This is a genomic window from Chloroflexota bacterium (assembly GCA_009840355.1).
Classification (GTDB): domain Bacteria; phylum Chloroflexota; class Dehalococcoidia; order Lucifugimonadales; family JADFKI01; genus Bin90.
This window is the reverse complement of record VXNZ01000012.1, coordinates 73,735-85,379: the sequence shown is the minus strand read 5'-3', so window position 1 is coordinate 85,379 and position 11,645 is coordinate 73,735. Positions and strand designations below refer to the sequence as shown.

Annotated in this window: 14 protein-coding genes; 7 read left to right on the top strand and 7 right to left on the bottom strand. The window is 57.2% G+C overall.

The annotated features are described in order from the left end of the window. Positions 1–7: 7 nt before the first annotated feature. Both F4X57_03255 and F4X57_03250 read left to right on the top strand, forming a co-directional pair. Positions 8–508, top strand: a complete 501-nt coding sequence (locus F4X57_03255) for a nuclear transport factor 2 family protein (protein MYC06185.1) — start codon at positions 8–10, stop codon at positions 506–508. Positions 509–710: 202 nt separating this feature from the next. Beyond that, complete coding sequence (locus F4X57_03250; GenBank protein MYC06184.1) at positions 711–1,508, top strand: SDR family oxidoreductase; 798 nt, start codon at positions 711–713, stop codon at positions 1,506–1,508. Positions 1,509–1,530: 22 nt separating this feature from the next. Here F4X57_03250 and F4X57_03245 read toward each other — a convergent pair whose 3' ends face one another. Continuing rightward, complete coding sequence (locus F4X57_03245; GenBank protein ID MYC06183.1) at positions 1,531–2,058, bottom strand: GNAT family N-acetyltransferase; 528 nt, start codon at positions 2,056–2,058, stop codon at positions 1,531–1,533. A gap of 298 nt (positions 2,059–2,356) precedes the next feature. Here F4X57_03245 and F4X57_03240 point away from each other — a divergent pair, with 298 nt between their 5' ends. Next, positions 2,357–2,647, top strand: a complete 291-nt coding sequence (locus F4X57_03240) for a hypothetical protein (protein MYC06182.1) — start codon at positions 2,357–2,359, stop codon at positions 2,645–2,647. Here the strand turns inward: F4X57_03240 and F4X57_03235 are convergent. From F4X57_03235 to F4X57_03225, 3 genes are all read right to left on the bottom strand, one after another. Further along, positions 2,597–3,043: a hypothetical protein gene (locus tag F4X57_03235; GenBank protein MYC06181.1), complete on the bottom strand. Its 447-nt coding sequence runs from the start codon at positions 3,041–3,043 to the stop codon at positions 2,597–2,599. The two genes, F4X57_03240 and F4X57_03235, sit on opposite strands and share 51 nt — an antisense overlap. A gap of 32 nt (positions 3,044–3,075) precedes the next feature. Then, positions 3,076–4,065 carry an electron transfer flavoprotein subunit alpha/FixB family protein gene (locus F4X57_03230; GenBank protein MYC06180.1) on the bottom strand — a complete coding sequence of 330 codons (990 nt, stop codon included), beginning with the start codon at positions 4,063–4,065 and terminating at the stop codon, positions 3,076–3,078. Between the two features lie 358 nt (positions 4,066–4,423). Beyond that, positions 4,424–5,224 carry an electron transfer flavoprotein subunit beta/FixA family protein gene (locus F4X57_03225; protein MYC06179.1) on the bottom strand — a complete coding sequence of 267 codons (801 nt, stop codon included), beginning with the start codon at positions 5,222–5,224 and terminating at the stop codon, positions 4,424–4,426. 946 nt (positions 5,225–6,170) lie between these two features. On the opposite strand from F4X57_03225, the gene F4X57_03220 reads away from it, so the two are divergent. Beyond that, complete coding sequence (locus F4X57_03220) at positions 6,171–6,653, top strand: hypothetical protein (GenBank protein MYC06178.1); 483 nt, start codon at positions 6,171–6,173, stop codon at positions 6,651–6,653. 163 nt (positions 6,654–6,816) lie between these two features. Beyond that, entirely contained in the window at positions 6,817–7,683 is an 867-nt protein-coding gene (locus F4X57_03215; protein MYC06177.1) for a hypothetical protein, read from the top strand. A gap of 155 nt (positions 7,684–7,838) precedes the next feature. Here F4X57_03215 and F4X57_03210 read toward each other — a convergent pair whose 3' ends face one another. Together F4X57_03210 and lipA are read right to left on the bottom strand one after the other, a co-directional pair. After that, entirely contained in the window at positions 7,839–8,135 is a 297-nt protein-coding gene (locus F4X57_03210) for a hypothetical protein (protein MYC06176.1), read from the bottom strand. Positions 8,136–8,277: 142 nt separating this feature from the next. Then, entirely contained in the window at positions 8,278–9,156 is an 879-nt protein-coding gene (gene lipA, locus F4X57_03205; GenBank protein ID MYC06175.1) for a lipoyl synthase, read from the bottom strand. A gap of 249 nt (positions 9,157–9,405) precedes the next feature. Here lipA and F4X57_03200 point away from each other — a divergent pair, with 249 nt between their 5' ends. Continuing rightward, the gene (locus tag F4X57_03200) at positions 9,406–9,840 is read left to right on the top strand and encodes a nitroreductase family deazaflavin-dependent oxidoreductase (GenBank protein ID MYC06174.1); all 435 of its coding nucleotides are present in this window, start codon (positions 9,406–9,408) and stop codon (positions 9,838–9,840) included. Between the two features lie 134 nt (positions 9,841–9,974). Here F4X57_03200 and F4X57_03195 read toward each other — a convergent pair whose 3' ends face one another. Beyond that, on the bottom strand, positions 9,975–10,163 hold the full coding sequence (locus F4X57_03195; GenBank protein MYC06173.1) for a hypothetical protein: 189 nt from the start codon (positions 10,161–10,163) through the stop codon (positions 9,975–9,977). 175 nt (positions 10,164–10,338) lie between these two features. Between F4X57_03195 and F4X57_03190 the strand changes: the two genes are divergently transcribed. Further along, on the top strand, positions 10,339–11,631 hold the full coding sequence (locus F4X57_03190) for a class I SAM-dependent RNA methyltransferase (GenBank protein MYC06172.1): 1,293 nt from the start codon (positions 10,339–10,341) through the stop codon (positions 11,629–11,631). Positions 11,632–11,645 lie beyond the last annotated feature (14 nt).

Here is an 11,645-nt window from a genome sequence, read left to right as displayed (position 1 = left end):
TGCATGCATGCCAGAGTTTCAACGCGGCAAATCGCCGCCAATAGATGAGGACAACCCGATGACAAACTCCGCAGATCCGCCCATCACCACAGATGACCACGCCGAAGCCGTGCGCCAATGGTTCGCGTTGCTGGAGCGATACTGCGCGGCGGCCGATTACGACACAGCCGAGCTCATAGTCGCCGACGATGTGGCGTCGTTCGGCACGGCAATGGACATCGTGCGCGGACGCAAGCCGCTGCGCGAGGGACAGTGGGAGAGCATCTGGGGCAACATAAGCAATTTCAAGATGGATCTGGAAAATGTCCATGCGATGGGCAGGGGCGATATGGCGTGGGGCATGGTTACCTGGACTTCCGTCGGCTTCGACGGCAATCACAAGCCATTCTACCGACCCGGACGCGCCACCGTCGCACTCGAACGGCGCGATAGGGTTTGGCTGGCCGTGCACACGCATTTCTCGCTGTTCCCCGGTACACCACCACGCACATTCGGCACAGGCGATTAGTGAGATTGAGATAGGCAAGGCGCCGTTGAAATCTATACGCAAGCGATGTCAGAGATTGGATTGAAATAGCCCCTGTCTTAGTATCTTGAATAAGGCTACGGCTCTCTGCGAATCCACTAATGCTGACTTACCTCACCTCCACCCTCTACTTCGCCACCAGGGGGAAGGGCTTAATGACATTGAACAGAATTGGAGGCGTCATATGCAGCTAGAAGACAAAGTTGCACTAGTTACAGGCGGCGCGCGTGGTCTGGGCAAGGGCATCGCGTTAGTGCTGGCTGAGCGCGGCGCAGATGTGGCGTTGTGTGACATCGACATTGCCGGCGCTCGGCACACTGCTGAGGAAATCGAAGATCTCGGACGCGTCGCGAAGGCATATCAAGCGAATGTAACGGTCCAATCGCAACTCGTCGAGATGGTGACGCAAACCTTAGCCGACTTCGGGCGCATCGACATTCTGGTGAACGCGGCGGGTGTAATTGGCGCGCCGGGCTTTGAAGAGACGACCTGGTCTCGTGAAGAAGACTGGGATCTGACATTCGATGTCAATGTGAAGGGCACGGCGCTCGTGTCGGATGCTGTCAGCCCGCATATGAAAAGTCGGCGCTCGGGCAAGATTGTGAACATCGCGTCTCACGGCGGGCGAGACGGTGCCGGCGGCGGCGCGTATGGCGCATCAAAGGCAGCCGTGATTCACCTCACGCAATCGTATGCGCTTGAACTCGCGCCGTGCAACATCAATGTGAATGTGATTTGCCCAGGCAGTATTTGGACGCCGATGTGGGAGCGCATTGCCGATCGCGCCAAGCGCAATAATCCAGAGCAGCAAGACCTGACGCCGCGCGAAATTTTCGACGCCGCCATCAAGGAACGCTGCCCGCTTGGAAGGGAGCAAACGCCGGAGGACATCGGCAAGGCGGTGGCGTTCTTCGCGTCCGACGATGCGCTGAACATCACCGGGCAGTCGCTCAACGTAAACGGCGGCACGCGTATGAACTAGGGCAGCGCAAGTCTCGCCATGCCTATTCAGAGTCGTCTAGGAATAGCTGCATATACTCGTCGTCGTGATACTCGCCGTTCACCAAGATGGAACGCCGTTCTATCCCGCAAGATTGGAATCCGAGCGATGTGTACAGTCTGCGGGCGTAGGCATTGCCGCTGATGACGCCCAGCCCTATCTGCCGTAAGCCGGGCATCTCTTTCGCACGCCGGATTGCATCGAGCATCAGCGCGCGTCCCAAACCCTGTCCCTGCGCTTCGGCGGCAATGTACATTCCCCAAATGCTGCCCTTGTGCAGCACGCGCTCGCCGCGCTCACGCCGGAATCCCACCATTCCAATAAGCGCATCGCCCAAGAAGACGCCAAGAACAAAATCGTGCGGTGCGTCGGCCGTCTCGCGCAGCCGACGCGCCACATCCGCCATCGGAGTTGCCGCCTGCGACTCGTAAGGCTGCGCAAACGCCGCCGGATGCTCCTTCAGCGCACGAAGCCGCAGTGCATTGTAAGCTTCGGCGTCCGCCTCAGTAAGCGGTCGTATCTGCATGCTCATATTGGGACCTTGCTACACATTGCTGGCGATTCAATTGTGCTGATGAGAGGCAATAGTGAACCGCTTTATATTACCACTCAAAGCCAATTGACAAGCAATTGATGCGACTGTCATCATTTTGCACTAGGATCAAAAGATGAAAGAGGGGGAGTAGAATCGTCTGCCTGATTGGAAGAGAGTTGCAACCGGTGTCCGGAGTAAGCAATCTTTTCCGGGCAAGTATCCGAGGTGCGGCAGTTAAGCGTGGCACAGGCGGGACAAGCGAGACGCGACGGCTACCGAGTTCTTCGTCTAGATCTTGAAGATGGACGGCGGTCGTTTCTACGTCGGGCAGACGCAAGATTTACGCGAGAGAATATCTGAGCACCGGGTCGGCAATACCAAATCGACTGCGGGGAAGAACCCCAAGCTGGTCTGGTTTGCGCAGATGCCTTCTCGCGACTGCGCGCGAAGTCGAACTGAAGAAACTTGTCGATGGCAACCCACGCGAAATCCGACGAATGGTAGTCAGATTTCAAGACCTCATCAGAGAGGTCGATTACGACTGATTGCCGTCCGCAGACCAGATTGTGTGGTAGTTCTTGCCTAGTATGGCGTTCACGTGCTCGTCGCGTTCCATTTCGCGCAGTTCGATGAGCGCTCGCTCGCATTCGTCGATCGCCTCGTTGGCATCGGCGCGCTCAAGCCGCTCTATCAGCCTGTCCCACAATCCCAGTCGCACCAAACTGTCCACATAGCGCGTCCACGGAATCACCGCGAGGTTTCGCACTCGCGGTAAGCCGGGCCGTTGGCGCCGGATGAGACGCAGCCGCTCCCGCGGAGACGCCGCCATCGGCGCAATCTGCACCATCGGCGCGTGTCTGTCGTTGCTGCGCGGGTCAACAACCAGCGCTTTGCGAAAGGATGGGAAGAACACGGAAATCACATCCGCGCTTTCTATCGAATTCAGCATCCCGTCTATGTCGAACAGGAAATCGCTGTTCATAAATCACGACTCCTTGCTCAGATTGTCACTAACTATGAATCCACAAGCTCGCGCACTGTCTCGATGAACGATGGCAGGACGTTCTTCCAGTCGCCGACGACGCCGAAGCTGGCGCTCTTGAAAATGTTGGCGTCCTCGTCTCGGTTGATGGCGACGATATTCTTGGACGCCGAGCAACCCGCCATATGCTGGCTCGCGCCGGATATGCCAACCGTGATGTACAGGTCGGGCGTGATGGTCTTGCCGGTCAAGCCTACTTGGTAGCTGTGGTCGAGCCAGCCTGCGTCGCACACTGCGCGCGATGCGCCGACCGCGCCGCCAAGCAGTCCCGCCAAGTCTTCGAGCTGGTCGAACGGCTCCGGACCGCCAAGCCCTCTGCCGCCGCCAATGACGACGTTCGCGTCTTCGAGCCGCACGCCTTCGGATTCCTGCCGCACCGTCTCCACCAGCCGCGCCTTCACGACGGACGGGTCAAGATTGGTGTTGACGACGACGATTTCGCCGGTTCGCGAATCGTCAGCGTCCAGCGGTTCGTATGCCTTGGCACGCAATACGACCATCTGCGGGCTGGCATCCGGGAATGTTACCTTCGCCAGAGCGTTGCCGCCGTAAACCGGGCGCACCGCAACGACCTTCCCGCTGTCGCCGTCTGCTTCGACTTCTAGGCAGTCCTGCGCCAAGCCAACGCCAAGCCTAAACGCGAGTCGCGGTCCGACATCGCGGCCGGAGAGCGTGCGCCCAACCAGCACGACCGATGGCTGCGCTTCGTTGCACACCATCGCAAGCGCGGCAACCTGCGCGTCCAACTGCAAATCGGCGAGCACATCGTCCTGCGCCAAGTATGCCTTGTCCGCGCCAAGCGCAATCGCCGCCTGTCCTGCCGCCTCGCTGCCATTCAGCAGCACGACGGCGACTTCTTCGCCGCTCGCGTCGCCGATGCCGCGTCCGGCGGCAAGCAGTTCGCCCGTGATGCTCTGCAGTGCATCGCCATTCAGTTCGCCTACAACAAGAACCCCTGCCATATCTCAATTCTCCACTTGTCTATGTTTCCTTATCGCCTGCCCTGCGTTGAGCAGACAGAAAAGGTAGGAATATCAAGACAGAACGCGAGATTATATCATCCCGTTCGGTCGCCGTCTATATTTCTAAGTGCTCATGAGACGATTTCACAGATCTTTCCCGAACGCAGTGAGGAATCTGAAATCTTCGCATGCATACCTGTTTCCGACTCTAGATTTTTCGCTTCGCTCGAGATGACAGGAATAAGTTGCATTCGTGAATTCGTCTCATGCCCATATGCCTGCATATAGTGGTGGGCATAGTTCCATTCGCGCCGAGACACGCCTCATCCTAACCATCTTCGCCAGTCAAGCGAAGGGGCTAAATGAGCCGTTCTTCGCGCAGCCGCAGCGCAAGCTTCCTGCCAGCGTCAGCGTCGTCCTCGCCTTCAATTACTTCAACTTGATTATCGCTGACCGGGATGTACAGTTCAGTCAGCGTCAGCTTTGGTTCGAGCGCGGACGCATCCAAACCGACATCGGCGGTGCTCCAGTTCGTCGGCTGCTTGCGGCTCGCCTGCATAATGCCGCGCAGAGTCGGGTAGCGCGGCTCGCCCAGTTCGTTTGTGACCGTGACCAGCGTGGGCATAGGCGCCTCGACGACTTCGTATCCGTCCGTCAGCGCACGCTGCACGATGAGGCCGTCGTCCACAACTTCAATGTTCTGCGCCAACGTGATGCACGGCAACTCAAGCATCTCCGCGATGCCCAGCGGCACGTGCGCCTGATCCCAGTCGGATGCCTGCCTGCCGCACAGCACGAGGTCGTACTCGCCGACCTTTTTGATCGCTTCCGTCAGCACCGTTGCAGTGGCGAAGGCGTCAAGGCCGTCCAGCCCTTCGTCGTCGATGAGCACGAGTTCGTCCGCTCCCATCGAAAGCGGCTTTTTCATCACATCCATCACGAAGCCGTTGCCGATGGATATGACTGTAATCTTCGCCGCGTCGCCGTTGTCCTTTAGCCGCAGCGCAGCCTCGACAGCGTTCTCGTCAAAGCCGTTGACGACCGGCGGTATCCCCGGCGCAGGAACGACTTTCTTCGCATCCGGGTCGATGTTGAAGGCGGAAGCGGGCGTCTCTGGATCCATCACCTGCTTCACGCACACAATTATGTTGATCGCCATGGATTCTCTCTACTCTGCTTGTCCCAATTGTGTTGACTTTCCGATGTGAATACATTGTCTATCTGCGGCGTCTCGCCATCGTGCAATCCGCCTATCCGAATGTTATTAGCCTGTGGGTTGAGTGTCAAATGAAAACGGCCGGCTTGGTTATCTGAAGAGCTCCATTCCCCTATAGGGAAGGGCAAAATGGAGATAAATTTGCATCAAATGCAGCGAGCGAAACGGAAGGTTTCATAGACTGATGAATAAAATATGTATTAACTAGGCAATATGCTATGTATAAAGTGCAATTATAAGAATGTCAGTATATATTTTGGGGCATCTGAACATTAAGGCAATTCACAATCTCTGTTGGGTGTTTGAATGCGGGCAATTAGATTAAATGTCCGCACATTTCGCGAGTTGATGCAGATTTATGAGCACTCAGAGACGCCATGAGCAAGCCTAATTCCGCACCGCAAGCAACAAATCAAGGTGCCCTGTCGTTTTGCTGTGGATACCCTTCTCTGCCTGCCTAGTTTGACTGGTGAATCGTGCTGAACACGGTGTTACAGGCGTGTAGAGACTCACCTAAAATTGCCTGAAAATCAGGGATTTTCGCCTTGACAGTCATTTGAGGTAAGTTTTAGCCTTTGTTTAACACTTTTCCAATAGATTTTTTCGGGTGTCATGTGGACGCGCAAATCTCGCGCTGCTATGTGGAGTGAGGAGCCGGTAAGGGGCGCTCTTCATTGACCGTATCCACAGGAAGTTAAGGGACTTTCGACACACGAGCTGCCGGGCATTCGGCGGCAATCTATGGGTTCATGCTTGCCGAAAGGCGAGCGGAAATTTCGAGTGACATCTTGTCTGGGGGACTTTTGCGCCATTTTTCAGGAGGGCGGTTAAGGCGAAAGCCCCCCACAACATGTCGGAGAATGCCGTAAGGCGGATTGAAGAGGATGCGATGGTTATTCAGGCTCACGAATTCGATACGTATAGCCCAGAAGAGTATCAGGACGTCGCGCGCAAGCCGCAAGTCGTCGAGGTCGCTCCCCCCAAGGGCGACCTGATCTGCCCGCGCTGCGACACGCCGCTTCGCATCAACTACGACGAGCCTCAGTGCCTTCAGTGCGGGTATGTCGATTACACTTATGTCCCGCCCAACGCACACAAGCGAAAGCGAAGTCTGATGAGTAGGGGCACGCAATATGTGCTGCGCTATACGGGTTCGTCTGATGTGTTGTCTGACACGTTGACGCACGTGCAATTGCAGCGATTCCGCAACCGCGCTATATACCTCGTCAGCTGCCCTTTCTGCCACCAGGAGATGACGCAGTCGTCGTTGTCCGGAAAACGGCGAGAAGTCCGCGAAGAGCGCTACAAGTGCGAGTCCGGGCACCGCATTTCTCTGCTGCCCTCAAGGAACGGCTCACTCGGTTGGAAGTAGCGCGCAACTCACACTGCAACGGATTGCCGGCGGCACAATGGCACATACCTCCAGTCCCGCCGGCAGTTCACGTCTATTGCTCGGACCAGCATTTGCCCTTGCCAACAAGCTTTGATGAATCTCAAGTCAAGGGTTAGCAGACAATAGCCGTAGAGACACGGATATGACCAAAATCGCAGACCTGCACACGCACACGCGCGGCGCCCCTGTGTTCATCTGCGATTTCTCGCCACCTAGGGGCGCATTCTACGATGGCATAGACGCCGTTAGATCGCTCGGCATGGACTGCATATCGATCCCGTACAACCCTGGCAAGGCTGTGTACGCCAATTCCGCGATCGCTGCGCATACCATAAAGTCAGCGACAGGCATGGATGTGGCTTTCACCATCGCTACCAGAGACATGAACATTCTCGCCGCGCAAAGCCTGCTTGTCGGCGCTGCGCTGTTAGGGCTGGAAAATACCATCGTCGTGCGAGGCGACGATTTCGCCGGAAGCGAATTGCGACAGACGGAGCCCGTTCACGACCGCACCCCGACCGCGCTAATCCGATCCATCGCCGCACTGAACAGCGGCATCGATTTCAGGGGCAGGCAATTCGACGCGCCAACCAACTTCTGCATCGGCGCGGCAATCGACACCAGCCGTCCTGTTGAACGCGAAGTCGCGCTCGCTAAACGCAAGATTGACGCTGGCGCACATTTCTTCATCACCCAGCCCGGCTTCTCGCCCAACGCGCCTCTGCATTTCCGTGAGGCATACACACAGACTTACGGCGATGCCTTGCCAATACCCATATTCTTCGGCATTCAAGTTATGGCGCAGGGCAGCATAGCATTCACCGAAATTCCGCAGTCCGTCAGCAACGATCTAAACGCGGGCGTTTCGCCGGCGGACATCGCCAGCCGCGCTGTGGACGCGTTCTTGGCAGCAGGCATGTCGTCCTTCTACCTGATGCCGCCAATACTAGGCGGCGGCAAGCGCGATTACGATTCGGCTGCTAAGGTTATCAGACGCTTCAGAGCCTAGAGTTGGATTCGGCATATATAAATCGCCACCAATCCTAGCCATTGCCCTTTAATGGAGAGGGGACACTAGGCGCAAAAGAAGAGCCGCCCATGCTTGGGCGGCTTCGTCTTGCCAGTATATTCGCTTTCGACCAGCCTTCTTACCGACGGCGTCTGCTAGTCTGAGGATGGCAGCTTGCGCGGCTGCTGCACTTCCATTGGCGCGCCGTTGTATCGCAGGTCACACTGTCCCGCCTTCGTTACCAACACCGTAACTCCCTCTTCGTCGGACTGATAGCGCCTGCCAAGGTTGATAGTCATGGCGTCCGCGCTGGTCGCCGTGCCATCGAATCCGTTGCTCGAATCCTTTTCTTGCAGCGGCACCTCGCCGTCCGTCAGCACGCCATCGCCACCCTTCGTAACGACAAGCTCCGCGCCCGATGGGGTGATATATCTCGTTCCCGCCTTAATCATTCCTTCTGTACCTCGTCTTGCAATTGGAATAATTCGATCCTGCCGCACTTTAACGCACTAGGCTATCCAGATATCTTACTCCCATTCGAGAAAATCTTCAAACGCTGCGCAACCCAGCCCAGCCGTCGATGTAAGTATGGCGTCAGACCGCGCCCACGCCGCTTGCCGCCGCGTGCTGCTCGTCGGCGTGGTATGAGCTTCGCACTAGCGGACCGGACGCCACATGCCGAAATCCCAACGCCTCGCCTTCCTGTCGCAGCTCATCGAACTCGCCGGGCGTGTACCACCGCGCCAATGGCGCATGTTTGTCTGACGGCCGCAGGTACTGCCCAATTGTCAGCAGGTCGCAGTCCACCGATCGTAGGTCGCGCATCGTATCGATAATCTCGTCCCAGCTTTCGCCTAGCCCAACCATCATTCCTGACTTCGTTACGGCGTTTCTGTCCAGCCGCTTGGCGTTCGTGAGCAGTTCGAGCGACATATCGTAGTCGCCTTTTGGACGTACTCGGCTGAACACGCGCCGCACTGTCTCGATGTTGTGATTCAGCGTGTCGGGCTTGGCGTCCATCACTTTGGCGAGCGCGTCCACATCGCCCTGAAAGTCCGGTATCAGCACTTCGACCTTGCACGATGGCAGGCGCTTGCGTATTTGCCGAATGCACTGCGCGAATATGAACGCGCCGCCGTCCGGCAAATCGTCCCTGTCCACCGATGTGATGACGGCGTAGCGTAATCCCAGCCGTTCCACCGTCTCCGCGAGTCGCACCGGCTCTTGCAGGTCGAGTGTGGTCGGCATGCCGGTGTTAACGGCGCAGTACGAGCAGGCACGCGTGCAGATGTCGCCGAGCACCATAAATGTCGCCGTGCCGCGGTCCCAGCACTCGCCGATGTTCGGGCAGTGCGCCTCTTCGCAGACCGTGTTCAGCCCTTCAGACTTTACGAGCTGCCTTAGTTCGATGTAGCCTGCGCTTCCCGGCGCCTTAACTTTCAGCCAGTCCGGTAGCCTTCTTGCCCTTGCCATATTCCCTCCGATTCGCGTGTACCGCTATGATACCAGATTGCCCAGAATTTGACGCAGTTCTTCCCTTCCTGCTTTATAGGGAAATATGGGGGGAATAGGACGGGGGGCAGCCGTGAACCGAAACACGTCACTCCATATGCCACATCACAATAGGTAGCTCTTGCGTTATACAATTGCAGCGGTTCACGCTATCATTAGCATGCCAATCATGGAACAGGAACGAATACGAAACAGGAGGCAAGGATAATTATGGCAGAATACATACCGTCGCCGACGGATTGGGTGCGCGAGCAGGTTGATCTGTACGAGAGCAGCGGCGGCACTGAAGGCACCACGCTGCGAGACACCGGGCTGCCCGTTATCGTAGTTACGAACCAAGGCAACAAGACGGGCGCCATCCGCAAGACGCCGCTGATGCGCGTGAAGGACGGCGACAACTACATTCTCGTCGGCTCGCGCGGCGGTGCGCCGACTAACCCCGTATGGGTGTATAATCTGCGCGCACACGCCGATGTGCAGATTCGCGACGAGACTGCCGTGTTCGACATGCGAGTGCGCGAAGTTGACGATGAAGAAGAGCGCGCCCGCTTATGGGAACTTTGCGTCGCCGCATTCCCGCCATACGCGGACTACAAGAAAGCCACAGAGCGCACGATACCCGTGTTCGTTGCCGAACCTGCGTGATGAATTGCACCCGCGCATATTCCGCGCAAAGCAACAGCCCCCACGAATAAAGATAAACTCGTGGGGGCTTTAACCTTCTGGGGCTCTAACCCGTGGGGGCTACGAACCGAATATCAACGGCGGATATTGTCAGCCTAGAAGGAATAGTATCGCACGCCCGGCGAAACCATCCGGAAGTACCATCCGCCGTTGTCGGTCTTCCTCTTCACCTGCGCCTGCTCAGACTCCTCCAGTAGTTCCTCGATTTCCCGTGTAGCCCTAGAGTTGAGCTTCTCGCTCACGACTACTTGCTCTCGCCGCTCAAGAATCACTGCTTCTGCCATAGAACCACCTCCTTCAAGAGTGTACGATACGAATGTAACACTTGACACAATGCGTGTCAACATAGTGCTATTTTTCACATAAACTTTGATACACATTTCACAAAGTACCGGTTCGTTCTCGTCGGAAAAGACACCTCCAATTGTTTTCGCGCCTTGTTCACGCTACCATTGCTGCATGTCAAACCAACAAGCCCAACAGGCACAGATAAATCCCGGTATTCGGCGGCGGCGCAAGGACACGGACGCGGCGCCTGAAATCGCCACGCTCGAACTGCACGCATGGGGTAATCTCGGAGACACGCTTGCGAACTTTGAGGATGGCGTCATCAACGTATTCGGTGGCATACCGGGCGAGCGTGTACGTGCGCGCATCATTCGCTATCGCCGCAGACGCCGCCAGCATGTATCCGCCATCGTCGGCGAAGTCATTGACGCATCGCCGCACAGGATCGACCCGCCGTGCGCATACTTCGGCGCGTGCACCGGCTGCCAGTGGCAGCACATTGACTACGACCACCAACTCGAACTAAAGCGGCAGCGCGTGGCGAATGCGCTCGGCGAATACCCGGAGCTGCGGAGAATCATCGTCTCCGAGACGCTGCCCGGCCCGCAGATGTTCGGCTACCGCAATCATGCGCGCTTCACTATTCGCGAGTCTGGCATGCTCGGCTACATCAATCGGCTGACGCGCCGCTTCGTCAAGGTCGATGACTGCGCGCTGATGCATCCGTGGATTAACGAAGCATTGCGCGCGCTGCAAGGCAAAGCCGCAGAGACCACGCAGCTTTCCGTCCGATACGGAGTCAACACCGGGGATTGGCTGATACAACCGACGATGCACAACCCGGATATTCCGCTGCCGACCGGACAGACGCACTATTGGGAACAGATGCACGATCGCCACCTGCGCATCGCGTCTCCATCGTTCGCGCAGGTCAACACACCGCAGGCGGAACGGCTCGCCACCATAGTTAGCGAACGCCTTCGGCTTGATGGCACCGAAACGCTGGTTGACGCATACGCAGGAGTCGGCACATTCGCGGTGCTGCTCGCGGATTCTGCGTGCCGCGTAATTGCCATCGAAGAATCGTCCGCAGCCGTCAACGACGCAGCCGTGAACATCGAAGGCATCACCAACCTAGAGTTCGTTTGCAGCAGAACGGAAGACTATCTGGACTCGCTAGACGACCCGCCGGATGCTGTCATAATCGACCCTCCGCGAGTCGGCTGCCACCCGGCAACCTTGGACGCGCTAATCCGCCGCAAGCCAAAGCGCACTGTCTATGTGTCCTGCGACCCCGACAGCCTAGCCCGCGACCTCGCCTACCTAGTCGCGGGCGGATTCGCAGTCTCTTCCGTCGAACCAGTGGACATGTTCCCGCAAACCTATCACACCGAATGCATCGCAACCCTCGTCCCGGCGGTTACATTGCCTGCTGATGGTCAGCCGGAAGATACGCCCTTGTGAGTTGCTTGCCTCCT

What these genes read in the sequence shown, in the direction of transcription:
- F4X57_03255 (MYC06185.1), top strand. Translation starts at nt 8, where the DNA reads ATGCCAGAGTTTCAACGCGGCAAATCGCCGCCAATAGATGAGGACAAC.
- F4X57_03250 (MYC06184.1), top strand. Translation starts at nt 711, where the DNA reads ATGCAGCTAGAAGACAAAGTTGCACTAGTTACAGGCGGCGCGCGTGGT.
- F4X57_03245 (MYC06183.1), bottom strand. Translation starts at nt 2,058, where the DNA reads ATGAGCATGCAGATACGACCGCTTACTGAGGCGGACGCCGAAGCTTAC.
- F4X57_03235 (MYC06181.1), bottom strand. Translation starts at nt 3,043, where the DNA reads ATGAACAGCGATTTCCTGTTCGACATAGACGGGATGCTGAATTCGATA.
- F4X57_03230 (MYC06180.1), bottom strand. Translation starts at nt 4,065, where the DNA reads ATGGCAGGGGTTCTTGTTGTAGGCGAACTGAATGGCGATGCACTGCAG.
- F4X57_03225 (MYC06179.1), bottom strand. Translation starts at nt 5,224, where the DNA reads ATGGCGATCAACATAATTGTGTGCGTGAAGCAGGTGATGGATCCAGAG.
- F4X57_03220 (MYC06178.1), top strand. Translation starts at nt 6,171, where the DNA reads ATGGTTATTCAGGCTCACGAATTCGATACGTATAGCCCAGAAGAGTAT.
- F4X57_03215 (MYC06177.1), top strand. Translation starts at nt 6,817, where the DNA reads ATGACCAAAATCGCAGACCTGCACACGCACACGCGCGGCGCCCCTGTG.
- F4X57_03210 (MYC06176.1), bottom strand. Translation starts at nt 8,135, where the DNA reads ATGATTAAGGCGGGAACGAGATATATCACCCCATCGGGCGCGGAGCTT.
- lipA (MYC06175.1), bottom strand. Translation starts at nt 9,156, where the DNA reads ATGGCAAGGGCAAGAAGGCTACCGGACTGGCTGAAAGTTAAGGCGCCG.
- F4X57_03200 (MYC06174.1), top strand. Translation starts at nt 9,406, where the DNA reads ATGGCAGAATACATACCGTCGCCGACGGATTGGGTGCGCGAGCAGGTT.
- F4X57_03195 (MYC06173.1), bottom strand. Translation starts at nt 10,163, where the DNA reads ATGGCAGAAGCAGTGATTCTTGAGCGGCGAGAGCAAGTAGTCGTGAGC.
- F4X57_03190 (MYC06172.1), top strand. Translation starts at nt 10,339, where the DNA reads ATGTCAAACCAACAAGCCCAACAGGCACAGATAAATCCCGGTATTCGG.